Annotated in this window: 22 protein-coding genes; 18 read left to right on the top strand and 4 right to left on the bottom strand. The window is 71.1% G+C overall.

All coding sequences use genetic code 11. The annotated features are described in order from the left end of the window. The first annotated feature begins 140 nt into the window (after window positions 1-140). The 8 genes from P3G67_RS28620 (at window position 141) to P3G67_RS28655 (ending at window position 7,320) form a co-directional block, all read left to right on the top strand. A complete protein-coding gene (locus tag P3G67_RS28620; protein WP_276096077.1) occupies window positions 141-785 on the top strand; it encodes an HAD family hydrolase in 645 nt (214 codons plus the stop codon). 76 nt (window positions 786-861) lie between these two features. Continuing rightward, the gene (locus P3G67_RS28625) at window positions 862-2,076 is read left to right on the top strand and encodes an MFS transporter (protein WP_276096078.1); all 1,215 of its coding nucleotides are present in this window, start codon (window positions 862-864) and stop codon (window positions 2,074-2,076) included. Continuing rightward, on the top strand, window positions 2,045-3,217 hold the full coding sequence (locus tag P3G67_RS28630) for an acetoin utilization protein AcuC (protein WP_276096079.1): 1,173 nt from the start codon (window positions 2,045-2,047) through the stop codon (window positions 3,215-3,217). The genes P3G67_RS28625 and P3G67_RS28630 overlap by 32 nt, the downstream gene beginning before the upstream one ends. 109 nt (window positions 3,218-3,326) lie before the next feature. Beyond that, complete coding sequence (locus P3G67_RS28635) at window positions 3,327-4,142, top strand: phosphatase (RefSeq protein WP_276096151.1); 816 nt, start codon at window positions 3,327-3,329, stop codon at window positions 4,140-4,142. Window positions 4,143-4,271: 129 nt separating this feature from the next. Beyond that, complete coding sequence (locus P3G67_RS28640) at window positions 4,272-4,481, top strand: helix-turn-helix domain-containing protein (RefSeq protein ID WP_006604741.1); 210 nt, start codon at window positions 4,272-4,274, stop codon at window positions 4,479-4,481. A gap of 133 nt (window positions 4,482-4,614) precedes the next feature. Next, the gene (locus tag P3G67_RS28645; protein ID WP_003948845.1) at window positions 4,615-4,713 is read left to right on the top strand and encodes a 30S ribosomal protein bS22; all 99 of its coding nucleotides are present in this window, start codon (window positions 4,615-4,617) and stop codon (window positions 4,711-4,713) included. A gap of 283 nt (window positions 4,714-4,996) precedes the next feature. Then, entirely contained in the window at window positions 4,997-6,049 is a 1,053-nt protein-coding gene (locus P3G67_RS28650) for an NAD-dependent epimerase/dehydratase family protein (protein ID WP_276096080.1), read from the top strand. A gap of 74 nt (window positions 6,050-6,123) precedes the next feature. Next, window positions 6,124-7,320, top strand: coding sequence for a lysophospholipid acyltransferase family protein (locus P3G67_RS28655; protein WP_276096081.1), 1,197 nt, complete (start codon window positions 6,124-6,126; stop codon window positions 7,318-7,320). A gap of 171 nt (window positions 7,321-7,491) precedes the next feature. Here the strand turns inward: P3G67_RS28655 and P3G67_RS28660 are convergent, their stop codons facing one another. The 3 genes from P3G67_RS28660 to P3G67_RS28670 form a co-directional block, all read right to left on the bottom strand. Beyond that, complete coding sequence (locus P3G67_RS28660) at window positions 7,492-8,706, bottom strand: DUF5667 domain-containing protein (RefSeq protein ID WP_276096082.1); 1,215 nt, start codon at window positions 8,704-8,706, stop codon at window positions 7,492-7,494. A gap of 223 nt (window positions 8,707-8,929) precedes the next feature. Further along, window positions 8,930-9,766, bottom strand: a complete 837-nt coding sequence (locus P3G67_RS28665) for an ECF subfamily RNA polymerase sigma factor, BldN family (RefSeq protein WP_269853857.1) — start codon at window positions 9,764-9,766, stop codon at window positions 8,930-8,932. Between the two features lie 410 nt (window positions 9,767-10,176). Continuing rightward, window positions 10,177-11,118: an HAD family hydrolase gene (locus tag P3G67_RS28670; RefSeq protein ID WP_276096083.1), complete on the bottom strand. Its 942-nt coding sequence runs from the start codon at window positions 11,116-11,118 to the stop codon at window positions 10,177-10,179. Window positions 11,119-11,219: 101 nt separating this feature from the next. Between P3G67_RS28670 and P3G67_RS28675 the strand changes: the two genes are divergently transcribed. The 10 genes from P3G67_RS28675 (at window position 11,220) to P3G67_RS28720 (ending at window position 23,165) form a co-directional block, all read left to right on the top strand. Next, a complete protein-coding gene (locus tag P3G67_RS28675) occupies window positions 11,220-11,501 on the top strand; it encodes a glutaredoxin family protein (RefSeq protein WP_276096084.1) in 282 nt (93 codons plus the stop codon). A gap of 181 nt (window positions 11,502-11,682) precedes the next feature. Next, window positions 11,683-12,387, top strand: a complete 705-nt coding sequence (locus P3G67_RS28680; protein WP_276096085.1) for a 3'-5' exonuclease — start codon at window positions 11,683-11,685, stop codon at window positions 12,385-12,387. A gap of 131 nt (window positions 12,388-12,518) precedes the next feature. After that, window positions 12,519-13,292 carry a redox-sensing transcriptional repressor Rex gene (locus P3G67_RS28685; protein WP_276096086.1) on the top strand — a complete coding sequence of 258 codons (774 nt, stop codon included), beginning with the start codon at window positions 12,519-12,521 and terminating at the stop codon, window positions 13,290-13,292. Window positions 13,293-13,365: 73 nt separating this feature from the next. Further along, the gene (locus P3G67_RS28690) at window positions 13,366-14,685 is read left to right on the top strand and encodes a glutamyl-tRNA reductase (RefSeq protein WP_269853852.1); all 1,320 of its coding nucleotides are present in this window, start codon (window positions 13,366-13,368) and stop codon (window positions 14,683-14,685) included. After that, a complete protein-coding gene (hemC, locus tag P3G67_RS28695) occupies window positions 14,682-15,644 on the top strand; it encodes a hydroxymethylbilane synthase (RefSeq protein ID WP_276096087.1) in 963 nt (320 codons plus the stop codon). Before P3G67_RS28690 ends, hemC begins: the two co-directional genes overlap by 4 nt. Further along, window positions 15,641-17,260, top strand: a complete 1,620-nt coding sequence (locus P3G67_RS28700) for a bifunctional uroporphyrinogen-III C-methyltransferase/uroporphyrinogen-III synthase (RefSeq protein ID WP_276096088.1) — start codon at window positions 15,641-15,643, stop codon at window positions 17,258-17,260. Before hemC ends, P3G67_RS28700 begins: the two co-directional genes overlap by 4 nt. Beyond that, on the top strand, window positions 17,253-18,236 hold the full coding sequence (gene hemB / locus P3G67_RS28705) for a porphobilinogen synthase (RefSeq protein WP_276096089.1): 984 nt from the start codon (window positions 17,253-17,255) through the stop codon (window positions 18,234-18,236). Before P3G67_RS28700 ends, hemB begins: the two co-directional genes overlap by 8 nt. A 261-nt stretch (window positions 18,237-18,497) precedes the next feature. Next, window positions 18,498-20,042 (top strand): helix-turn-helix domain-containing protein, encoded by a 1,545-nt coding sequence (locus tag P3G67_RS28710; protein ID WP_276096090.1) that lies wholly within the window; start codon window positions 18,498-18,500, stop codon window positions 20,040-20,042. Between the two features lie 86 nt (window positions 20,043-20,128). Next, complete coding sequence (locus P3G67_RS28715; RefSeq protein WP_276096152.1) at window positions 20,129-20,497, top strand: ArsR/SmtB family transcription factor; 369 nt, start codon at window positions 20,129-20,131, stop codon at window positions 20,495-20,497. Beyond that, window positions 20,481-23,165, top strand: coding sequence for an HAD-IC family P-type ATPase (locus P3G67_RS28720; RefSeq protein WP_276096091.1), 2,685 nt, complete (start codon window positions 20,481-20,483; stop codon window positions 23,163-23,165). Before P3G67_RS28715 ends, P3G67_RS28720 begins: the two co-directional genes overlap by 17 nt. A 128-nt stretch (window positions 23,166-23,293) precedes the next feature. Here P3G67_RS28720 and P3G67_RS28725 read toward each other — a convergent pair whose 3' ends face one another. Then, a complete protein-coding gene (locus P3G67_RS28725) occupies window positions 23,294-24,847 on the bottom strand; it encodes an LCP family protein (protein ID WP_391858374.1) in 1,554 nt (517 codons plus the stop codon). Window positions 24,848-24,964: the final 117 nt, after the last annotated feature.

Here is a 24,964-nt window from a genome sequence, read left to right on the forward strand (position 1 = left end):
CTTTCAGCGCCGATGGTACTGCAGGGGGGACCCTGTGGGAGAGTAGGACACCGCCGAACAAATTGTGATAGCCGTTCCCCCGGGGCCTTGACTGGCCCCGGGGGAACGGCTTTTTTGCGTTGTCCCGTTAGAGTGGTGCGATGCGGTACGAACTTGTCATCTTCGACAACGACGGCGTCCTGGTCGACAGCGAGCCGATTTCCAATCGGATCCTCGCCGACTACCTGACCGAGCTCGGGCATCCCACGACCTACGAGGACTCGATCCGGGACTACATGGGCGCCGCCGTGCACCGCATCCATGACCTGGTGATGGAGCGGTCCGGGCAGACGCTGCCCGCGGGCTTCAACGAGACCTTTCACACCAGGGTCTTCGACGCCTTCCGCAGCAACCTGCAACCGGTGGCCGGGACCAGCGCCGTACTGGACGGGCTGGTGGAGCGTGGGATTCCGTACTGTGTCGCCTCGTCGGGGAGCCATGAGCGGATCCGGGTGGCGCTTCGGACGACCGGGCTCTACTCGTACTTCGGGGAGGAGCGGATCTTCAGCGCGCAGGACGTCGGCCGTGGCAAGCCCGAGCCGGACCTCTTCCTGTACGCGGCGAAGTCGATGGGCGTATCTCCCGAGCGCTGTGCCGTGGTCGAGGACAGTCCGCTGGGAGTTCAGGCCGCGGTGTCGGCCGGGATGGATGTGTACGGGTTCGCGGCGATGACCGCGCCCGCCAAACTGGCCGGAGCCAAGGCCCTGTTCACCGACATGTCGGAGCTTTCGCGGCTACTGGGCTGAACGCCACGGCAAAAGAGCCAAGGGGTCGCGTCCAGGGGATACCCATCAGTAGTCCCGGGCCCTACGCTCCACCCCCATGGACGCACGCTTGCGGCACGGCCGGGCCTCGCTCGCCGTCAGCTTCTTCGTGCAGGGGGTGGTCTTCGCACTTCTGGTGACCAGGATCCCTGCTCTGCAGGATCGTTACGGCATCTCGAACGCCCTGTTGCCGGTCTTCCTCGCCGCGGTTCCGATCCTGGCCGGTGTCGGAAGCGTGTGCACCGAGCAGCTGGTCAAACGGGTGCGCCCGACCGTGTTGCTGCGCTGCGTCCAGCCGGCGGTCTGCCTCGCGTTGGTCGGGGCGGGATCGGGGAGTGCGCTGTGGCAGTGCGCGGTCGCCCTGGCGTTGTTCGGGATCACGGTCGGCGGCCTGGACGCCTCCATGAACATGCTGGGGGTCAGCCTTCAGCACGCGTACGGGCGCAGCATCATGCTCGGCTTCCATGCCGCGTACAGCCTGGGCGGCATAGCCGGAGCATCGCTTGCCTGGGTAGGAGCGCATTGGCATCTGTCGCTTGCCGCGCTATACGGACCGACGGCCGTCGTATTGATACCGGTGGCCGTCGTGGCCGGTCGGTGGTTCGTGGACCAGGAACTGGGCGGCGCCGCAGGGGGAGTTGGGGAGGGTGCGGGCGGCTCGATCGGGTTCCGGTTGCTGCTGCCGTTCTGTCTGGTGATGGCGTTCGCGTATATAGGGGACTCGACGGTCTCCAACTGGAGTGCCAAGTACCTCCAGGACACTCTGCACAGTTCCGAGCAGCTGGCCACCGTTCCCTACAACGTATATATGGTGACGACCCTGCTCGGTAGGGCCGTTGGTGACCTGGGGGTACGGAGGTTCGGCGCCGTCGCGGTCGTACGGTTCGGGGCGCTGGTCGCGGCGGGCGGGTTCGTGGTGGTGGCCACCGCGTCCGGGCCGTGGGTCGGGATGGTGGGCTTCACCGTCCTTGGTCTCGGGCTGTGTGTGATCGTGCCGCAGACTTTCGCCGCCGCCGGACGGCATGCGTATGAGCGGCATGGTGCGAGTGTTTCCGATGCCGCGATCGCCAGACTCAATGTCTTCAACTACGTGGGTTTCCTGGTGGGTTCGCCGCTGGTGGGGGCTATCGGCGACGCATGGAACTACCGGGGGGCGATGCTGGTGCCGATGGTGCTGGTTCTCGCGACACTGCTGTATGCCCGCTCGTTCGCGGGGAAACCGGACCGATACGGTGTGGGGCATGAGCGGGCGCGGGCAGTTGATGTGGGATGACGCGGTAACCGGATACAACTTCGGGACCGGCCATCCCATGGACCCCGTGCGGCTCGCGTTGACCAGGTCGCTGGTGGAGGCGTTCGGGTTGACCAAGGGCATGCGGGTGGTCGCGGCCCCAGCCGCGGGCGAGTCGACGTTGCGGCTGGTGCACCGGCCGGACTACATCGAGGCGGTCCGCCGGGCCTCGGCCGACCCACGCGGCGCGGATGTCGAGTACGGGCTGGGCACCGCGGACGACCCGGCGTTCGCCGGGATGCACGAGGTGTCCGCGCTGATCGCGGGCCAGTCGGTGGGCGCGGCGGAGGCGGTCTGGCGGGGCAACGCCGATCACGCGGTGAACTTCGCGGGCGGGCTGCACCACGCCATGCCCGGTTCGGCGTCGGGGTTCTGCGTCTACAACGACGCGGCGCTGGCGGTGGCCCGGCTGCTGGAGTTGGGTGCCGAGAGGGTCGCGTACGTGGATGTGGACGTGCACCACGGGGACGGAGTGCAGGCGGCGTTCTGGGATGACCCGCGGGTGCTGACGGTCTCGCTGCACGAGCATCCGCGCACCCTCTTCCCGCAGACCGGCTTCCCCGAGGAGACCGGTGGCGAGGGCGCCGAGGGCAGCGCGGTGAACGTCGCGCTGCCGGCCGGTACCGGGGATGAGGGGTGGCTGCGGGCGTTCCACGCGGTGGTGCCGGAGCTGCTGGCGGCGTTCCGGCCGCAGGTGTTGGTCACCCAGCACGGCGCGGACACGCATTTCGAGGACCCGCTGGCGCATCTGGCGGTGAGCCTGGACGCACAGCGGATGGTGGCCGAGGCCTGCCATGAGCTTGCGCACCGGCACGCCGACGGGCGGTGGGTGGCGCTGGGCGGCGGGGGCTATGCCGTGGTCGAGGTCGTGCCGCGGTCGTGGACGCACCTGGTGGCGCTGGTTGCGGGCGCGCCGATCCCGCCGGAGGCGCTCACTCCCGAGGATTGGCGGCACGAGGTCTACCGGCTGACCAGGCAGGGCGCCCCGATGCGGATGACGGACGGGCGGCAGCCGGTGTGGCGGGGGTTCGACGAGGGTGGTTACGACCCGGCGGACCGGCTGGACCAGGCGGTGCTGGCGACCCGGCGGGCGGTGTTCCCGCTGCACGGGCTGCTGCCGTAGCGGCCCGGCCGGGGCGCATGCGCGGTCCCGTACCGCATATCAGCCCATGTCGGGGGGATTTACCGGCACGTCGGTGTGCCGGGTGGGGCGACGGGCCACCATCGAGGGCGTGTTGAGTGTCGAGGCGCTGCGTGCGCACCTGGTGGCGGCTGGGCTGGCCGGTACGGTGGCGACGTCGCGGGAGAAGAGTCTGCGCAGTTACCAGCTGTTCGCGCAGCGTGATCCGAGATTCCTCATCGGGCTTGATCCCGTGGGGAGTTGGACGCCGGACGAGTTGCTGCGGCTGATGGCGGACCGGTGCGGAGTCTCGCCGGATCCTGGCCACAGGTCAGGACGGGAGGTGATCGATCCGGACCGCACGCTCGCCGCGCTGGACGCCCTCGCGGACCGGCTCGCCAGGGCGGCCCGGGCGCGGGCCCCGGTGTTGCTGGGGACCGGTCATCCACGTCAACTCCTCGATTTCTACGCCGGGTTGGCGGCCGGACTTTCGGCGGCGGGATGTCCTGTGCTCACCCCCGCGTATGGTCGATGTATCGACATCTCGACCCAGTTTGGACTACGTACCCACACCCTCGACTACGTACACGGGGTCGCGGTGGTGCGTCCGGCGGGCGGGGATCACAGTGGGGGCGCGTCGGCCGCGCACTGCCACTCGCCACTGCCGGTTCGTGCCGCCCTGGCGGCCGCGGTGGCGGGGGACGGGCCGCTGCCGTCGCTCGTGGTCGGGGACCATGGTTGGGTCTGCGGGGCAGGTCAGCTGGGTATCGAGGCAGTGGGGCTGGCAGATGTGAATGATCCGGCGCTGTTCGTCGGGGAGCGCGAAGGGCGGGTGTCGGTCGTGGTTCCGGTTGATGACGCTGCGCGGTCTGGCTACTACCGGCCGCTAACTCGCTATGTACTCAAACGGGCCTGTCTGTCACAGTAGGCAACCGAACGGTACTCCTCTTCCCCACTTGCCTCACCCGCACCTAATCTGGTGGTGAGTGCACGTGCGTGTAGGAGTCGTCGGAGGGGAAGCCGACGGCCATCATGTGCGGAAGGTCCAGGTGTTGTCATGGCCGCTGACCAGAGGCCTTTGAACGAGGTCGTGTTCCTGACCGTGGCTGAGGTGGCTACGGTGATGCGAGTCTCCAAGATGACCGTGTACCGGCTGGTGCACAGCGGTCATCTGCCAGCGATCCGGGTGGGCAGGTCATTCCGGGTCCCAGAACAGGCCGTCCACGACTACCTCAGGGAGTCTTTCGTAGGGGTGGAGTCGGCCTAGCCGACGCCACGGATCAACTCGGGCGCAACCCGGATTACGCCCGCCGCTATTTGGCGGGTAGTCTTGGCCGACGTAGGTCGTGTGGGCTCGGACGCCCCGCACCGAGTGATTCCAATCATGAGCGAGGGTAGTCGTGGGCTCTGTCATCAAGAAGCGCCGCAAGCGCATGGCCAAGAAGAAGCACCGCAAGCTGCTCAAGCGCACGCGAGTGCAGCGCCGTAACAAGAAGTAGGCGGGCCTCGCGTTCGCTTCGCTGCCCTTCGGCCGCCGCCAGTACGGCGGCCGGAGGGCAGCGGCATATCCGGCGGCGGTGGCATATCCGAGTGGCACCTGTATGGGTTCCCGGCAGAACGCCCGGGAGCGCTGAACGGCCATCACATGATCGCCGGAGATGGCCGGACTTCGACACCTGACGGTGTGGGCGCCGTCACTTCCCGCATTCTCCGGTCATCACAGCGCAATATCGAACCGATACGGTGGCCAGAACAGCCGGGTGAGAAGGGAAGGCTTCGATCTTGGGCAAGGTCGTGCTCGTCACGGGAGTGGCTCGTCGCCTCGGTGGTCGGTTCGTCCGGCGCGTTCAGCGGGAACCGGGTATCGACCGGGTGATCGGTGTGGACGCGGTACCACCCGGACATTCGCTGGGCGACGCGGACTTCGTACGGGCCGACATCAGGCACCCGATGATCGCCAAGGTGCTCGCGGAACACGATGTGGACACCGTGGTGCACATGGACGTCAACGGCACGCCGCTCGGCCGCTCGCGCGGCCGGGGCAGCCGTTCGGCGGTCAAGGAATCCAATGTGATCGGCACGATGCAGTTGCTCGGCGCGTGCCAGAAGGCGCCTTCGGTGCGGCGCCTGGTCGTGAAGTCCACGACCAATGTGTACGGTTCCGCGCCGCGGGATCCCGCCGTTTTCACCGAGACCATGCCGGCCAAGTCGTTGCCCAGCGGTGGCTTCGCGAAGGACGCGGTCGAGGTCGAGGGGTATGTGCGGGGCTTTGCCCGGCGCCGTCCCGATGTGGCGGTCGCGGTGCTGCGGTTCGCCAATATCCTCGGGCCGGGCGCGGACTCGCCGCTCGCCGAGTATTTCTCGCTTCCGGTACTGCCGACGGTTTTCGGCTATGACCCGCGGCTGCAGTTCGTGCACGAGGACGATGTCATCGGGGTGCTGCTGGTGGCGTCCCAGGAGCCCGGTCGCGGCACGCTCAACTCCGGCACGTTCAACATCGCGGGCGACGGTGTGCTGCTGCTGTCGCAGACCGCCCGGCGGCTTGGCAAGCCGACCGTGCCGGTACTGCTGCCGACGGTGACCTGGGTGGGTTCCGCGCTACGCGGGCTGGGGGTCAGCGACTTCTCGCCCGAGCAGATCCGGCTACTCACCCATGGCCGAGTGGTGGACACCACACAAATGCGTGAGACGCTCGGATTCACCCCGAAATTCACCACCGCCGGTACGTTCCGCGATTTCGCGGCCAGCCGCGGTCCCGGGCTGCTGCCGCCGGAGCGGCTCGCCCGCGCGGTAGACCGGGCCGCCGCGGTGCTGCCCGCCGGGACGCCCCGATGAACGGTCCCCGCCCGAGCGCCGGTCGCGACGCCAACACCCCTGAGCCCCACGAGCCTACGAGGAGGAGCGGATCCATGGCGGACGCCAAGGTCATCCCGTTCGACGAGGACACGCGTGCGCGTCGGGGGGCGCGGGCTTCCGATCCGGCAGGGGAGCGGGGTGGCTCCGGCGAGGGCGGTGGTGGGCGACGGGCGGCGAGGAGTCCCGGTTCGCGGCGGAAGGGCAAGCCGGGGCTGGCGGCGGTTGCGCCGGAGGGCGACGAGGTGCGTCGGGGGAAGCGGCCGGTGGTCGTCGAGGCGGCCGAGCAGGAGCCACGGGAGGTTCCGGTGCCGGAGGACGCGGACGCGCGGAGCGGTGCCGCCGGTGAACTGCCCGCTCCGCTCGGCGCGTTGACGGACGCGCTCGGCGGGGCCGCGGACCGGTTGCTCGGCGGCCGTTGGGACCGTCGGGTGGCGGGCGGACTGGCGTTCCTGCGGCGCAGGATCACCGGCGACTACGAGGTCGACGAGTTCGGGTACGACGAGGAACTCACCGACCAGGTGCTGATGTCGTTGCTGCGGCCGTTGTTCGACTCGTACTTCCGGGTCGAGGTCAAGGGCGTGGAGAACATCCCGGCCGAGGGCGGGGCGCTGGTGGTGGCCAACCACTCCGGTACGTTGCCGCTTGACGCGTTGATGGCCCAGGTCGCGGTCCATGACCACCATCCGGCCGGGCGGCACCTGCGGTTGCTCGCGGCGGACCTGGTGTTCGTGCTGCCGGTGGTCAATGAGCTGGCGCGCAAGGCGGGCCATACGCTGGCCTGCACCGAGGACGCCCAACTGCTCTTGGAGCGGGGCGAGATCGTCGGGGTGATGCCGGAGGGCTTCAAGGGGCTGGGTAAACCGTTCTCGGACCGGTACAAGTTGCAGCGGTTCGGCCGTGGTGGGTTCGTGTCGACGGCGCTGCGCACCGGGGCGCCGATCGTGCCGTGCTCGATCGTCGGGGCGGAGGAGATCTACCCGATGGTCGGCAACGCGAAGGTGCTGGCGCGGCTGTTGGGTTTTCCGTACTTCCCGCTGACGCCCACGTTTCCGTGGCTGGGGCCGTTGGGGATGGTGCCGCTGCCGACGAAGTGGACGATTCAGTTCGGCGAGCCGATCGCCACGGACGGGTACGCGCCGGAGGCGGCGGATGATCCGATGCTGGTTTTCAATCTGACGGATCAGGTGCGGGAAACGATTCAGCACACGCTGTACAAGTTGTTGGTGCAGCGCCGCTCGGTCTTCTTCTGACCTCGCGGCCCCTGCGCCTTTCCTTTGAGGACAGGCCTTTGCAGTTGTCCGCCTGCCGGCCGTGTCGCGTCCCTGGACGCTCCGGGACGGGACTGGTCCTGGGGGCCCGCTGGTAGGGCTTTGTGTCCGCCTCCCCCTGGGGGAGCCGGACACAAAGCCCTACCAGTGTTTCTACTTGCTGGTGTCGGTGCCGTTCAGGCCCAAGCCGGGCAGGCCGGGGAGGCCTGGGAGCAGGGGCTGGGGGCTGGCTTCCGGTTGAGGCTTGTCCGAGCCCGTGCTGCCGCCGACTGGCGAGGGCTGGCCCTGGGGCGAGGTCAGCAGGCCGGGGCCGCCCAACAGCCCCTGGTTGCCCGGGGAGTCGGAGCTGGACGGGGGCGTGTTGCCCTTGGCGCCGGCGCTGTCGTCGGACTGGGGTGCCGAGCCGGAAGTGGGCGTCGACTCCTGGTGCAGGGAGTCGTGGTGGGCGCCCGCCGCGGGCTTACCGGTGCGCCGGTCCCTGGCGGTGCCGTTGGGCGCGGACGGCAGCAGGTGCTGCAGCGGCGCGACTTCCTGGTCTATGGCGTCGAAGACCGAGCTGACCTGTGTACCGACCCGGTGCAGCTGCGGTGGGAGCTTGTCGCGCAGCTGGCTCCACATCGTCCGGTGCGCCTGGGAGAACGCGTTGAGCGTCTCGATGGGCGCGAGTGAACCGTCCCGCTGGTAGGCGCCGCTGAGCAGGTCGTGCCCCTGTGACACCTCGTTGTGCATACCGGCGAGCGCGTTGCCGACCTCGCGCACCGACTCCGCGTCCAGTGGACCGGAACGACCGCGCTCCAGGAGGCGACGGGCCTCCTGCATCCGCGTCGAGGCCATGTCCAGCAGCACCTTGCCACGGGCGGCGTCATCGCCGGTCATCCCGAGCCGCAGGTCCTCCATGCCGCGCTTGAGCCCGTACAGCGTGTCGCCGGGCAGCGCGTCGGTGCTCGCGGCGGCGATACCGCTGAACGCCCCCGCCGCGACCCCCACGGTCAGCCCGCCCGCGGCGAGCCGCCGGGACCAGCGTGAACGGGGCCGTAGCCGCCGCAGGTTGACCGGCTGACCGGCCGAGCTGCCCGACGCCCGCTGCTCGGGCACCCGGCCCGAGGTGTCCAGGGAGCCGTCGGCCAGGGCGGCCTCCATGGCCGCGATGAGCTGTGCCCGCTGGACCATCTTGACCTCGGGGTCCAGCTCCGGTCTGGGTACGTCGGCGAGCGCCTCCGCCATGGCAAGCAGCCGACCCTGTTGCGGATCGGCGTGCCGGTCCGCGGCGTGGGCCGCGCGTTCCGGTGTGGCTTCACGGGTGTCCGCCGACTCCAGGGCCTGGGCGAAGGCGTTCGCCCGCCGGTGCGCCGTTGCTTGTCCGATCACGGGCGGCACCTCCTCTCGTCATCACCTTCGACTCCCCGAAGTGGCCGAAGGGTTGCGCAACTTGAGCACATCCACCCGATCGAGTGATCGGGGAACGTTCGTGCGCGACCGTGGGGGGTCTGCATCCCTTGCAACGAGCGCCGCGCCAGCCGGGTTACGCGGCGCCGGTCGCCCGCCCCGCCGGGTCAGCCGACGGCGCCGCGTCCGCGCCGGGGAGCAGTGGTCACCGTGCGTCGTCCGGCAGCAGCCGGGCGAGTGTGCGTACCGCGCGGTACTGGAGTGTCTTGATGGCGCCCTCGTTCTTGCCCATGATCCGGGCGGTCTCGGCGACCGAGAGGCCCTGGAGGAAGCGGAGCGTCACGCACTCCTGCTGCTGCGGGTTGAGCTTGCGCACCGCCTGCAACAGGGCCTCGTTGGAGAGCGATTCGAGGACGGAGTCCTCGGGGCTGCGCTCCACCTCGTTGGCGTCGAGCATCTCCCCGGTGGTCACTTCCAGTCGGAAACGGCTCGACTTGAAGTGGTCCGCGACCAGGTTGCGGGCGATCGTGACCAGCCAGGCGCCGAAGTCGCGGCCCTGCCAGGTGAACGTGCCGATCCGGCGCAGCGCCCGCAGGAAGGTCTCGCTGGTGAGGTCCTCGGCGGTGGCCTTACCGCCCACCCGGTAGTAGATGTACCGGTAGACGGTGTCCGAGTAGTGGTCGTACAGCCGCCCGAAGGCCTCGGTCTCGCCCGCCTGGGCGCGCTCGACCAGTTCCATCATGCGCAGGCTGTCGCTGTCGGCGGGGGGGCGCCGGGACGAGGCGCCGGTGCCCGTGCCGACGGTGCGGGTGCCGTTGCGTTGGGCGGGGTTGCCGGTGTGGCGGGGGGTTCGTCTGCCGGCCAGCGGACCGGAGGCCACGGGGGTTCCGCCGACCGCCGTGGCGTAGACGGGTACGTGCGTGGGTACGGGGACGGCGTACGCGGGGACGGCGTACGCGGGGAGGACCAGGCGCAGGCGGTGGGCCACCTGTGCGCGCAGCGCGGCCAGGCCTGAGGCGTCAACCCCGACGAGTGGGTACACGGGACTCCCAGAGGCAGAACTTCCATCACGTGCAGTACGGGACCGTTCACCCGTCGTAGGGACGCGTGGGTACCGGTGTGCGTCTGAGGAGAATAACGCTTCGTGCAGACGACGCTACACCGAGTTGCTGAATTCGTCGGTTCCGCCCACTCCGTAACCAATTGATGATCGATCAAATATCGAACCAGATGGGGAAGTTGACCGATTTCTTTCGTCGATTGTGCGCTTGGAGGGCGTGTTGTGGCTTGGCGTCAGTTGTGCGACTGACGGGAGCCTGGAGGGGGTAAGAAGAGGGGAATGCCTGCCCGTAGTTGGTTTACGGTGATCAGGGCGACAGATGGCGACGCTCAGTGACGACCGGCGCCTTGTCGGCAGGCCGGAGTGCCCCGGGGCGTACCCGGGGTGGGAGTTCAGCGACGGCGCCGGTGCATGGCGACCGCTGCCGCCGCGCCGCCCGCCACCGCGCCGATGCCCGCCGCCGCGGGCAGCCCGATCCTGGCCGCCTTGCGGCCGGTGCGGTAGTCACGCAGCCGCCACTCGTGCTCACGGGCGTACCTGCGCAGCGCGCTGTCCGGGTTGATGGCGTACGGGTGGCCGACCAGCGAGAGCATCGGGATGTCGTTGGAGGAGTCGCTGTACGCGGCGCAGCGGTCGAGGTCCAGCCCGCGCGCGGCGGCCAGCGCCTTGACCGCCTCGGCCTTCGCCGGGCCGTGCAGCGGCTCGCCCACCAGGCGGCCGGTGTAGACGCCGTTGACCGACTCGGCGACGGTGCCCAGCGCGCCGGTCAGCCCGAGCCTGCGGGCGATGATGGTGGCCGTCTCGACCGGGGCGGCGGTCACCAGCCAGACGCGCTGGCCCGCGTCGAGGTGGGCCTGGGCGAGGGCGCGGGTGCCCGGCCAGATCTTCCCGGCCATGTACTCGTCGTAGATCTCCTCGCCGATGGCCATGAGTTCCTCGACCCGGTGGCCCTTGACGATGGACAGCGCGCTGTCGCGGGCGTCCTGCATGTGCGCCGGGTCCTCGGACCCGGCCAGCCGGAACCAGGTCTGCTGCCAGGCGAAGCGCAGCAGGTCGCGCTTGTGGAAGAACTTCCGCTTGTACAGGCCGCGACCGAAGTGGAACAGCGCGGCGCCCTGCATCACGGTGTTGTCGAGATCGAAGAAGGCCGCGGCCTTCGGGTCGCCCACGACCGGGAACGCGGTTTCGGGCCGAGCCTGTTGTTCGACGGGCGGCGGTGTCGCGTCCTTCTCGGGCATGGCCAGCGCGGCCTCGGCGGCGGCCTCGCCCGCCAGTACGCTGCGCGGCGTGGCCGAGTGCCTACGCGAAGGGAGCCATCCAAGCAGTGCCGCCATAGGGCGAGCATAGCCACTGTGTTCGGACTGAACTGGACCGGCTGGGTCCGGTCATATGAACTCTTCGGGTCTGGCGTGTAACAGGGGGCACAATGTCATGAATGAGCCCGCTTATCGGCCGCAGTGCCCGCAAGAAGCCCCCGCACGAGCGCACCGTCACGCTGATCGCCAAGCCCGGTTGCCATCTGTGCGACGAGGCGCGCGCGGTGATCGAGAAGGTCACCTCGGAGCTGGGCGCCTCCGTGGAGGAGCGTGACATCACCCAGGACGAGGAGTTGTACCGCAAGTACTGGGAGCAGATCCCCGTCGTCCTGGTCGACGGCGCGCAGCACGACTTCTGGCGGGTGGACGAGCAGCGGCTGCGACGGGCGCTGGGCGCTTAGCGTTCTGACCGTTTCTGGGGGCGGCCTCCGGCCCCGCGGTGGCGGCCGGGTCGATTTCGGGCGAGACGTCCCGGAGACCCCGCGGTGGGGGACCGTTTCCGGATGGTTCCGTCAAGGTCGCGTATTCGATTACCATCTAGTGGTTTTTGGCCGTCGGGGGCATAAGTAGGAAGGTGGGCGCGTGCTCCCGAGGCTCCAGGGGGCGGCGGTTACCCACGGCAGTGGGCTTGCGGGGTACGCCGTGGTCGACGTCGAGGCGACCGGCTCCAGTTCACGTCGCCACCGGGTCATCGAGCTGGCCGTCGTGCAGTTGGACCGCGACCTGCGGGTGCAGGGCGAGTTCAGCACGCTGGTGGACCCCGAGGGACCGGTCGGCCCCACCCACATCCACGGCATCGAGCCGGACGATCTGCGCACCGCGCCCCGCTTCGCCGGCATCGCCGCCCGACTGCTCGGCCTGCTGCGCGGCCGGGTGCTGGTGGGCCACAACGTGGGCTGCGACCGGGCGTTCCTGGCCGCCGAGTACGCCCGGCTCGGTGTGGAGCTGCCGTCGATGCCGCAGGCGTGCACGATGCGTCTCGCGGAGCGGCACGCTCGGTCACCGCGCGGCCTGTCGCTGCGGGCCTGCGCCGAGGACGCGGGGCTGCCGGGCTGGCCGCAGCACACCGCGCTGGGCGATGCCCGCACGTGCGGGCGGCTGTTCGCGCGGTACGCCCCCGGTATCGAGGCGGAACTGGCCGAGGCGGCGGCGGTGGAGTGGCCGCGGTTGCCGCATATGACAGGGGCGGAGGCGCCGTGGATCGGGCGCCAGGGCCGCTCCAGGGCCTTGGAAGAGAACGTTCCGGGGCCGCGAATGGTTTCGTTTGCGGGGAACGGAGGCGCGTGATGCCCGTCACTTCCCGTGGACAAAGCGGACACCATCTTTGTGCACGCGTTCACAAAGACATAGCCTGGCGTAGACGGGGCGGCCCCATGAACGGTGGTCGTCCGCAGCCCAGCTCTACCCGCAGGAGCATCGTGGCAACTGGCCGAACTCACCGACCGGCGACCCGGAGCCGAGGGATTCCCGAGGCCACCGTCGCCAGGCTTCCGCTGTACCTGCGGGCGCTCACCGCCCTTTCCGAGCGGTCCGTCCCCACGGTCTCGTCGGAGGAACTCGCCACCGCGGCGGGGGTGAACTCCGCGAAGCTGCGCAAGGACTTCAGCTACCTCGGCTCGTACGGCACCCGCGGTGTCGGCTACGACGTCGAGTACCTCGTCTACCAGATCTCCCGCGAACTCGGCCTCACCCAGGACTGGCCGGTTGTGATCGTCGGTATCGGTAACCTCGGCGCCGCGCTCGCCAACTACGGCGGCTTCGCCTCCCGCGGCTTCCGGGTGGCCGCGTTGATAGACGCCGACCCCGCGCAGACCGGCAAACTGGTGGCCGGGCTGCCGGTGCGGCACACCGACGAGCTGGAAGAGATCGTCGACCACAACCAGGTGTCGATCGGCGTGATCGCCACCCCCGCCGGCGCCGCCCAGGAGGTCTGCGACCGACTGGTCGCCGCGGGTGTGACCTCGATCCTCAACTTCGCGCCGACCGTGCTGTCGGTGCCCGACGGCGTCGACGTACGCAAGGTCGACCTGTCCATAGAACTGCAGATCCTCGCCTTCCACGAGCAGCGCAAGGCCGGTGAGGACCTGGGCGAGGCCGTGGCCGCGGCCCGTAGAGCCCTGCCCAAGACGGCCGAGGAGGCCGTCGACCGTCCGGGACCTGACGGGGACGTTCCCGCCGTGATGCCCGCATGAGCGAGCGCAGCGAGCGAACCGTGGAAAGGCGCGTCCCGGACGAAGCCCGGCCCGAGCGAAGCGAGGGTCGAGCATGAGTCTCCTGGTCGTAGGCCTGAGCCACCGCAGCGCACCGGTCAGCGTGCTGGAGCGGGCGGCGCTGAGCGCGGACGCGAAGGCCAAGCTGCTACAGGACACGCTCGCCGCCGAACCGGCCGCCGAGGCCGCGGTGCTGGGCACCTGCAACCGCATCGAGCTGTACGCGGACGTGGACAAGTTCCACGCCGGTGTCGCCGAACTGTCCACGCTGCTCGCGCTGCACAGCGGTGTCGGGCTCGACGAGCTCACCCCGCACCTGTACGTGCACTACGAGGACCGGGCGGTGCACCATCTGTTCTCGGTCGCCTGCGGCCTGGACTCGATGGTGGTCGGCGAGGGCCAGATCCTCGGCCAGATCAAGGACGCGCTCGGCCTCGGCCAGGAACTGCACACCGCGGGACGCACCCTCAACGACCTGTTCCAGCAGGCGCTTCGGGTCGGCAAGCGGGCGCACAGCGAGACCGGCATCGACAAGGCGGGCCAGTCCCTGGTCACCTTCGGCCTCGACCAACTCACCCGGGACATCGGCGAACTGCCCGGCAAGCGGGCCCTGGTCGTCGGCGCGGGTTCGATGTCCTCGCTGGCCGCCACCACGCTGGCCCGCGCCGGGGTCGCCGAACTCGTCGTCGCCAACCGGACGTTGGACCGCGCGGAGCGGCTGGCCGCCTCCCTCGGTGGACGCGCCGTGCCGTTCGCCGACGTCTCCCGCGAGCTGTCCGCCGCCGACGTGGTGGTCTCCTGTACCGGCGCCACCGGCCTGGTGCTCGACCGGGACGCGGTGGCCGAGGCGCTGGGGCAGCGCACCGCGGGCGGCCCGTTGGGGCTGCTGGACCTGGCCATGCCGCGCGACATCGACGGCGCGGTGCACGACCTCGACGGTGTGCGGCTGGTCGACATCGAGGACCTGGCCGCGGCCGCGGCCGACGCTCCGATGGCCGCCGACGTGGACGCGGTGCGGCGGATCGTCTCCGCCGAGGTGGCCGCGTTCGGCGCCGCGCAGCGTGCCGAAAGGATCACTCCGACCGTGGTCGCGCTGCGCACCATGGCCGCCGACGTGGTCAGCTCCGAACTCGCCCGGCTGGACGGGCGGCTCCCCGACCTGGACGACAAGCAGCGCGCGGAGATCACCCAGACCGTGCGCCGGGTCGTCGACAAGCTCCTGCACGCGCCCACCGTGCGGGTCAAGCAGCTCGCGGGCGAACCCGGTGGCGCCGGGTACGCGGACGCGCTGCGTGAACTGTTCGACCTCGACCCGCAGGCGGTCGCCGCCGTCAGCCGGGCCGACACTGGCGACCCGAATCGAGACCGGGCATGAACGACAAGCACGTACCCCTGAGGCTGGGCACGCGGCGCAGCAAGCTCGCGATGGCCCAGTCCGGCCAGGTCGCCGAGCGGGTGAGGCAGTTGACCGGCCGACCCGTGGAGCTGGTCGAGATCACCACCTACGGCGACACCTCCCGGGAGGCGCTGGCCCAGATCGGCGGCACCGGTGTGTTCGTCTCCGCGCTGCGCGACGCGCTGCTCGCCGGCGAGGTGGACTTCGCCGTGCACTCGCTGAAGGACCTGCCCACCGCCGACCCCGAGGGTCTGGTGCTGGCCGCGGTCCCGACCCGCGAGGACCCGCGGGACGTACTGGTGGCCCGCGACGGGCTGACCTTCGAGCAACTGCCGGACGGGGCCCGGGTGGGCACCGGCTCGCCGCGCAGGATGTGCCAACTCAATGCGCACGCCCGGGAGTTGGGCCGCCGCATCGAGACCGTGCCGATCCGCGGCAACATCGACACCCGGGTCGGGTACGTCACCTCCGGCGAGCTGGACGCCGTGGTGCTGGCCGCGGCCGGGCTGAACCGTATCGGCCGGTCCGACGTGGTGACCCAGCACCTCGACACCGACGTGGTACTTCCCGCTCCCGGACAGGGAGCGTTGGCCATCGAGTGTTCCGCCGTGAACACCGAGCTGGCCGAGGCGCTCGCCGCGCTCGACGACCCGGTCACCCGGGCCGCCGTGACCGCCGAGCGATCCCTGCTCGCCGCCCTTGAGGCCGGCTGTTCCGCCCCGGTGGGCGCGCTGGCCGACGCGGGCGAGCACGAGCATGTAACCGAGCTGCGCCTGCGCGGTGTCGTCGGCACGACCGACGGCGCCGAGTTGGTGCAGATGTCCGCCACCGGCACCCTGCCCGCATCCCGTGAGGAGGCCATGGCCCTCGGCCGCGGCCTCGCCACCGAGATGCTGGCCAAGGGCGCGGCCGGTCTGATGGGGGAGCGAGCACTTTGAGCCCCACCGCCACGCACAAGCCTGCCGCAGGGCACGTCACCTTCCTCGGTGCCGGGCCCGGAGATCCCGGGCTGCTGACGTTGCGCGCCGTAGAGGCGCTGTCCGAAGCGGATGTCCTAGTCGCGGACCCGCGGGTGCTCGACGTGGTGCGCCGGCACGCGCGGGCAGCCACGGAGGCACCCGAAATCACGGCGATCGACGGCGCGTTGGGCGCCGCCTCGCACGCTTCCAAGCTTGTCATGGCGTCCGCGAGCAACGGCAAGCGGGTGGTACGAGCGGTCGCGGGTGACCCGGGGCTCGACGGCGGCGCCGCCGAGGAGATGCTGGCCTGCGCCCAGGCGGGCATCCCGTTCGAGGTGGTGCCCGGTGTCGCGGCGGCGGTCGGGGTGCCCGCGTACGCGGGTGTGCCCATCGGCAGCGACGTGCGCTTCATCGACGCGGCCAGCGCCGACACCCGGTGCTGGAGTGAGGCCGGATCCAGCGACTCCACGCTGGTGGTCAGCACCACGCTGGAGGGCGTCGCGGGCAACGCCGCCGAGCTGATCGCCGCCGGCCGCAAGCCGGACACCACGCTCAGCGTCACCGTCGCGGGCACCACCACCCGGCAGCGCACCTGGACCGCCACCCTGAGCACCATCGCCGCCGAACTGAAGGCCACCAAGGCGCTGCCGTCCGCGGAGCCGGGCCAGTCGGCGATAGCCGTGGTCGGCGAGCGCACCGCGGCCGAGCGAGGCCAGTTGTCGTGGTTCGAGACCAAGCCGCTGTTCGGCTGGCGGGTGCTGGTGCCGCGCACCAAGGAGCAGGCCGCCTCGCTCTCGGAGCAGCTGCGCTCCTACGGCGCGGTGCCGCACGAGGTGCCGACCATCGCCGTGGAACCGCCGCGCACCCCGCAGCAGATGGAACGTGCCGTCAAGGGCCTGGTCACCGGTCGCTACGAGTGGATCGCCTTCACCTCGGTCAACGCGGTCAAGGCGGTGCGCGAGAAGTTCGAGGAGTACGGCCTGGACGCGCGGGCCTTCGCGGGCATCAAGGTGGCCGCGGTCGGCGAGCAGACCGCCAAGGCGCTGGTGGAGTTCGGCGTCAAGCCGGACCTGGTGCCGTCCGGTGAGCAGTCGGCCGCCGGGCTGCTGGAGGACTGGCCGCCGTACGACCCGGTCTTCGACCCGATCGACCGGGTGTTCCTGCCGCGTGCCGACATCGCCACCGAGACCCTGGTCGCCGGGCTGATCGAGCTGGGCTGGGAGGTCGACGACGTGACCGCGTACCGCACGGTGCGCGCCTCGCCGCCGCCGGCCGAGACCCGCGAGGCCATCAAGGGCGGCGGATTCGACGCGGTGCTGTTCACCTCTTCGAGTACGGTTCGCAACCTGGTCGGCATCGCGGGCAAGCCGCACAACGTCACCGTGATCGCCTGCATCGGCCCGGCCACCGCCAAGACGGCGGAGGAGCACGGGCTGCGGGTCGACGTGATGGCGCCGGAACCGTCGGTGCACGCGCTCGCCGAGGCGCTGGCAGACTTCGGCCGGGCGCGCCGGGCGGCCGCCGTCGAGGCCGGGGACCCGGTCACCCGCCCGAGCGAGCGGCGCCCTGGATCGCGGAGGAGGGCTCGTGGCTGAGTTTCCCTTTCAACGGCCGCGTCGGCTGCGCACCACGCCCGCCATGCGGCGGATGGTCGCGGAGACCCGGCTGCATCCGGCCGATCTGATCCTTCCGGCGTTCGTCCGGGAGGGCATCAGCGAGCCGACGCCGATCAAGGCGATGCCGGGCGTCGTCCAGCACACCCGGGACACGCTGCGCAAGGCGGCGGCCGAGGCGGTCGCCGCGGGCGTCGGCGGGATCATGCTGTTCGGCCTGCCGCTGGTGAAGGACGCCGTCGGCAGCCAGGGCACCGACCCGGACGGCATCCTGCAGAAGGCCATCCGCGACGTGAGGGCGGAGGTCGGCGACGATCTCGTGGTCATGTCCGACCTGTGCCTGGACGAGTACACCGACCACGGCCACTGCGGAGTGCTGGACTCCGAGGGCCGGGTGGACAACGACGCCACGCTGGAGCGCTACGCCGAGATGGCGCGGGTGCAGGCGGACGCGGGTGTGCACGTGGTCGGCCCGAGCGGCATGATGGACGGCCAGGTCCGGGTGATCCGTGAGGCGCTGGACGCGGCGGGCCACCAGGACGTGTCGGTACTGGCCTACACCGCCAAGTACGCCTCGGCGTTCTACGGTCCGTTCCGCGAGGCGGTGAACTCCTCGCTCAGGGGAGACCGCAAGACGTACCAGCAGGATCCGGCCAATGCGCGGGAGGCCATGCGGGAGCTGGCGCTGGACCTTGCCGAGGGCGCCGACATGGTGATGGTGAAGCCCGCCCTGCCGTATCTGGACATTCTGCGACAGGTCGCCGACGCGGTGGACGTCCCGGTGGCCGCGTACCAGATCTCCGGTGAGTACTCGATGGTGGAGGCCGCCGCGGCCAACGGGTGGATCGACCGCGACGCGGCGATCATGGAGACGCTGCTGGGCGTTCGGCGCGCCGGGGCCGGGATGATCCTCACCTACTGGGCGACCGAGGTCGCCGTGCGGCTGCGGGGCGTCTGACGGCTCGTTTCCGGTTGCTCGTGGTGGGCGGGTGCGGGAAGTCACCGGTTGAGACCGGTCCTTTCGCACCCGCCCGTCCTTTTGCGTTCGCGCGTGTGTACGCGTTTTCAACCGGCCGTCCGGCTCGCTGAGGCCTATATCCGGCCACCCCGTTAACGACTACCGTCAACTCACCCTTACAGTACGGAAGTTGTAAGGACGTTCGACGGGTGAAGCGCGTGACTGACGTCGAGCGGACCCCGGCTGGAGGTGCGCACCCCGATGACGACGACGGCGAAGCCGCCCGCCCTGGCCGCCGAGGCACCATCCGTCGGCCGCCGGTGCGCTCGGTGCGGTTGCCTGCTCAGTTCGTACAACACCGATGAGCTGTGCGGCGCTTGTACCCGTGCCGCGCTGCCGCCCGCCGATGACGCCCCCCGGGTGCCGGTGCGGGTCTGGGCCGACCCGGAGGTGCGGGAGGCGCTGGCCGCCTGGAACTTCGGGCAGGTCAGCCGGCTGGTGCGGCAGCGCGGTTCGATCCGGCAGGAGGACGTGGCCCAACTGACCGGTCTCAGCCAGGGTTTCCTGTCCATGCTGGAGTCCGGTGCCCGACGGCTGACCAGCATCGACCGCATCGTGGACTTCCTCGACGGGCTCGCCGTCCCGGCCGATCTGGTCCGGGTTCCCAGGCGGCGGCCGGTGCCGCGCAGCGCCCCCACACCGTCCCCCGCCATCGCGCTGCCCGCGCAGCTGCGCAGGCCGGAGCCGGACGCGCCGTGGACCGCCGAGCACGCCGTCGCCGCGCTCGCCGAGGCCACCGCCGCGCTCACCGCCGGCGGCACCGGCGGTACGACCGCCACCCGGCTGCCGGACCTGTCGGCGTACGCCCAGACCTGGGCCACCGCACCGCCGTACGGGCTGGCCCGGCCGCACCGCACCGGCGCGGACGTGCCCCCCGAACTGATCGACCAGCTCCAGGCCACCACCGACCTGCTGCGCCGGATGGACCTCGAACACGGCGGCGGCTCGCTGGCGCAGGCCGGGTCCGCCCATCTCGCGGTGATCGTCGGCCTGTTGCGCGGTAGCCGCTACGACGAGGCGACCGGCCGGCGGCTCGCCGCGCTCGCCGCCGACGCGGCCGGGCAGGCGGCCTGGTACCAGTTGGACTCCGGGCGCCCGGCCGCCGGGGTACAGCGGCTGCTGCTCGCCGGGCTGCGCACCGCGCACGCCTCCGGTGACGCCCGGGTCGGCGCGTCGCTGCTGGTGCACCTGGCGGTCAGCGCCTACCGCGTCGACCGGCCGCAGGTGATGGTGGACGCGGTGCGTGCCGGTCAGGAGCGCACCCGGTCCCTTGACGCGCCCGCGCTGCAGGCGGTGCTGCTGGGCTGGGAGGCGCGCGGTCACGCCAAACTGGGCCGTCGCCGGGAGGCGTTGCGCGCGCTGGGGCTCGCCGCCGAACTGTGCATCCGCGGCCGTGGCGACGACGAGCCGCACTGGCTGCCGCGGATCGAGGAGGGCGACATCCACGCCCAGGCGGGCAGCTGCCACCTCGACCTGGGCGACCACCAGCAGGCGGTCACCTCTTTCGACCTGGCCGCCGAGACGCTGCGCCCGGTGCTGGTGCGCACCCGCGGTTTCGTGCTGGCCAGGACCGCCACCGCGCGGCTGCGGCTGGGCGATCCCCAGGGCGCGTACGAGGCCGGTGAGCAGGCGGTCGAGGTGGCCACACGGATCCGGTCGGCCTGTCTGGACGAGCAGATCCGCGGCCTCACCGATGCGCTGCCGGGGCTGTCCCGCCGTACGTCCGTAAATCGGCCCGGCGCGTAGACTGGACCGCCCGGCTTGCAGGACGGTGGATGGGAGGGCGACCGGTGGCCGCAGAAGGCGCGGGTTTCCGCGAGCCGCCCAGCCGCCTGGTCCCGGCTTCCCAGGAACCGCCCGCCGATCCGCCGGCCGATGTGCTCCAGGAGGCCGCCGCGGCGTTCGGGCTGCTGGCCTCTCCCGCGCGGCTGCACATCGTCTGGGTGCTGGCGCAGGGCGAGTGCGACGTGAGCGGTCTCGCCGAACGGGTCGGCGGTGCGCTGCCCGCGGTGAGCCAGCATCTGGCCAAGTTGAAGCTGGCGGGTCTGGTGCGCTCCCGGCGCGAGGGGCGTCGGCAGGTGTACCTGGTGGACGACCCGGACGTGGTGACCATCGTGCGCCTGATGGTGGGGCAGTTGGCCGACCGCGGCGCCGGACGGCGCTCCGGGCGCCGGGAGGGCCTTCGTGGCCTCGGCGCGTAGCGCCGCCGTCCCGGCGGGGACCGAACGCGCCTTTGACCATGTGCTGACCGGGGTGTCCGGGGCCGGTCTCACCCCGCTCGAAGTGCTGCGGCGGCTGGACGCCGGTCCGCGCGGCCTGGTCGAGGACGAGGCCCAGCGACGGCTTGAGCGGTACGGGGAGAACGCGGTGCTGCCGCGGCGACCGGCCGCCTGGGCGTGGCGGCTGCTGGGTACGCTGCGCGATCCGTTCACCGCCGTGCTGCTCGGGCTCGGGGTGATCTCGGCGGTCGCCACCTCGTGGAGCACCGCCTGCGTGATAGCGGTGCTGGTCGCGGTGAGCTGTGTGCTGCGGTCGGCGGGGGAGTACCGCGCCGACCGGTCGGCGGCCTCCTTGCGGGACCTGGTCGCCACCACCGCGACGGTGCAGCGGCGGGCCGCCGAGGAGTCGGCGCCGCTGGTACGGGAGATCCCGGTCGAGGAACTGGTGCCGGGCGACGTGGTGCGGCTCGGCCCGGGCGACATGGTCCCGGCCGACGTGCGGCTGCTGCGCGCCGACGGGCTGACCGTGCACCAGGCGGCGCTCACCGGGGAGTCGGCGCCGGTGTCCAAGCGGGTGCCGGACGCCCCGGCGGAGCTGGCGCGGCCGTTGTTCGACCAGCCGCACCTGTGCTTCGCGGGCAGCAGCGTGACCGCGGGCACGGCCACCGCCGTGGTGACCGCGACCGGCCCCGACACCCACTTCGCCAGCGCCCACCGGGGGCTGGCGGGGCGCCGTACCGGCGCGTTCGACCGGTCGGTGAACGGGATCTCCTGGACGCTGATCCGCTTCATGCTGCTGACCGCGCCGCTGGTGCTGCTGGCCAACGCGGTGCTGCGCGGGCGCGGCCTGGAGACGCTGCCGTTCGCGGTGGCGGTCGCGGTGGGTCTCACCCCCGAGATGCTGCCGGTCATCGTCACCACCGCCCTGGCGCGCGGCGCGGCCGAGTTGGCGCGGCGGGTCGGCGTGATCGTCAAACGGCTGCCCGCGCTGCACGACTTGGGCGCGGTCGACGTGCTGTGCGTGGACAAGACCGGCACCCTGACCCGGGACCAGCTCGCCGTCGGCTGCTACCTGGACGCGGAGGGCCGCACCGATCCGGCGGTACTGCACTGGGCGGCCGTCAACAGCCTGTGGACGATCCAACTGGCCGACGTCCCGGCCCCCGACGCCCTGGACGAGGCGATCCTCGCGGCGGCCGAGACGGAGGGCGACGCCGCGGCGGACGGCCATGACTGGCTCGCCTCTGCGCCCGCGCGGCGAGAGCCCGCCTTGTCGGCCGTCCGCGGCCCGGCGGTCGCGCGTGCGACCTTCACCGATGTCAACGGCGTCGACGTGATCCCGTTCGACCCCGTCCGCCGTCTGGTCACCGCGGTCGTGGCGCGGCCCGACCGGCACGGCGTGCACACCCTGGTGGTCAAGGGCGCGGTCGAGGACGTGCTGGACCGGTGCGCGATCGACGAGGAGACCCGCGCACGGGTGCTGCGGCTGGCCGAGCGGCGGGCCGCGGACGGCCTGCGGCTGCTGGCCGTCGCGCTGGCCGACCGCCCGGCCCGCACCCGCCCGTACACCCGGGCCGACGAGCGCGGTCTGACGCTGCTGGGCATCGTCGGGCTGCGCGACGAACTCGCCGCCACCGCCGACGACGCCCTGGCGGCACTGGCCCGACGCGGGGTGGCCGTCAAGGTGCTCACCGGGGACCATCCCGGCACCGCCGCCCGGGTCTGCGCCGAGCTGGGGCTGGCGCCCGGCGAGATCGTCACCGGCGACCGGATCGACGGCCTGGACGACGCACGGCTGGCCCAACTCGCCGCCGGTACGGCGGTGTTCGCCCGCTGCACCCCCGCGCACAAGGCGCGCGTGGTGCGCGCGCTGCGGCGCGGCGGCCACACCGTGGGGTTCCTCGGCGACGGCGTCAACGACGTGCCCGCGATGCATGCCGCCGATGTCGCTCTGTGCCCGCGCGACGCCGTGGACGTCACCCGCGAGGCCGCCGACGTGGTGCTGGCCGACAAGGACCTGACCGTGATCGACGCCGCGGTGGCCGCCGGGCGGCGCAGCACCGGCAACATCGCCACCTATCTGCGGATCGCGGTCTCCTCCAACGTCGGCAACGTGATCTCCATGCTGGCCGCGGGCGTTCTGCTGCCGTTCCTGCCGATGCTTCCGGCGCAGGTGCTGGTGCAGAACCTCTGCTTCGACGTTTCCCAACTGGCCTTCGCCTACGACCGGCCGGACGCGGCGGACAGCCGCCGCCCCGCGGTGCTGCGGCCCTACGCCTTCAGCCGCTACATCACCGTCTTCGGGCTGGTCAACGCCGGTGCGGACCTGGCGACCTTCGCTGTGCTCGCGGTGTTCACCAGTGGCCAGACGGCCTTCCACTCCGGGTGGTTCACCGAGAACCTGATCACCCAGGCGCTGGTGATGCTGCTCCTGCGCACCGCGGCCGGACCGGTACCCAGCGCTCTGCGATGGGCAACCGGCTCACTCGCCGCCATCGGCCTGCTGCTGCCGCTTTCGCCGCTGGGCGCGGCGCTGGGGCTGGGGGCGTTGCCGCTGGCGTACTACCCGTGCCTGCTGGTGGTACTCGCGGCGTACGGCGCCGCCCTGGCGGTGTGCCGCAGGTCCCGGCTGGCCAGCGGCGGTGCCTGAGCTCCTGGGTTGAGGCCGGCTCGGCACCGCCGGACGACCGTCGTGGTTGATCGTCGTCGCGGCGGAGACCAAGCGGAGTTCAAGTCGCCCCGCGGCTCAGGCAGTTGCCTCACCAGCAGGGCAAGTGCTCACCCGTAGGACAGGTTGGCGCACGGGTTGTCGTCCGCCGAGCGGGCCTGGCTGGCTTCCTGGGACGAAAGCGCGCTCGGGGTCGGGGAGGACGCGTTTGATGTGCCCGAGGCGGCGGTCGCCGCGTAGTCCTGGCCCAGCACCAGGTTGATGCCGGAGGTCGCGGTCTGCTCCAGCTTCGCGCCCGGGAACAGCTTGGCCAGCGTCTGCGCGCCCTGTAGATGCGCGGCGCCGTACTCGATGATGGTCGTCGGGTGCTGCTGGGAGGTGGCGGTGGCGGTGCCGGTCACGGTGAAGTTGTCGTCCCGCAGCTTCTGCGCGGCCTTGGCCGCCAGCCCGTGGTCGAGAGTGCCGTTGTAGACGGCCACCACGATTCCGGTGCCGGTGACGTCGGAGACGGGGGTGGCGGACGGCGAGGTGGCCGCCGCGGGCTTCTTGCCGCCGCTGGCGTCCTGCCCGTCGAGGGTCCGGTCCGCCTTCAACTCGGCCCACAGCGCGTCCACGTCCGGGTGGACCAGGGCGACCCGCTCGCCCTGGTAACGCCAGGGAGCGGTGATGAACTTGATGTTGTGAAGGTCGATGCCCTTCATGGACATCGCGAACGACAGCAGCTTGTCGGCCGAGCCGAGTCCCGGGTCCACGGTGAGGGACTTGGTCGCCGCGTCGGCCAGCGGCAGCAGCGTCGTCGGGCTGAACCCCTCGCCCTGCACCTTCTTCATCAGGGAGGACAGGAAGGCCTGTTGGCGCTTCATCCGGCCGATGTCCGAGCCGTCGCCGACGCCGTGCCGCAGCCGTACGTAGTTCAGCGCCTGCTGTCCCTGGACGGTCTGCAGGCCCTTGGGGAAGATCAGCTTGCCCTTGTAGCCCAGGTTGGGGTTGAGGTCGCCCTGGTAGACGTTGTTCGGCATGCAGACCTGCACGCCGCCGACCGCGGAGGTCATCGCGGAGAAGCCCTTGAAGTCGACCACCATGGTGTGGTCCACCCGGATTCCGGTGAGCTTCTCCACCGTGTTCTGGGTGCAGGCCGGGTTGCCGGACGGTGAGTCGCCCAACGAGAAGGCCGAGTTGAACATCGCGCTTGGCTGCTCCGCGGACCACTTGCCACCGGGCAGCAGGCAGGGCGGGATGTCCACCAGGGAGTCACGGGGTATGGAGATGCCGACCGCGTGTTTGTGGTCGGCATAGACGTGCAGCAGGATCGTGGTGTCCGAGTGGGCGACGTCCTGCCCGGCCGCGCCGCCCAGTGCGCTGTTGCCGCCGGCGCGGCTGTCGGAGCCGATCATCAGCACGTTCTGGCCCGCGGTGTCGGACGGCCGGTCCTTGCTCAGGCCGTTGGCGTCGAACGTGGTGATGTTGCCGTTGAGCTTGAGGTACAGCGCGCCGATGCCCGCCACCAGCAGCACCGCCACCGAGATGCTGACCACGGCGAACATCTGTTTGGGATTGCGCCTGCCCTTGCGTCCGCGGCCTTGCGCCGCCGCGCGTCCACGGCCTCTGCTCTGCGCCGCGCGCCCTGCCCGTCCCCCGGTCCTTGCCCCACGGCTGCCTGTCATACTCACACCCTCGTCTGCACCAACGACGAAAAGAAGACGGTTGCACCGGGGCATTGGTTGCCCAGTTGCGCAACGCGGCGATCAAACGGACAAAGCGGGCCCCGGAGTTACCGGACG

The sequence above is a fragment of the Streptomyces silvisoli genome (genome assembly GCF_029269905.1).
Taxonomy (GTDB): Bacteria; Actinomycetota; Actinomycetes; order Streptomycetales; family Streptomycetaceae; genus Streptantibioticus_A; species Streptantibioticus_A silvisoli_A.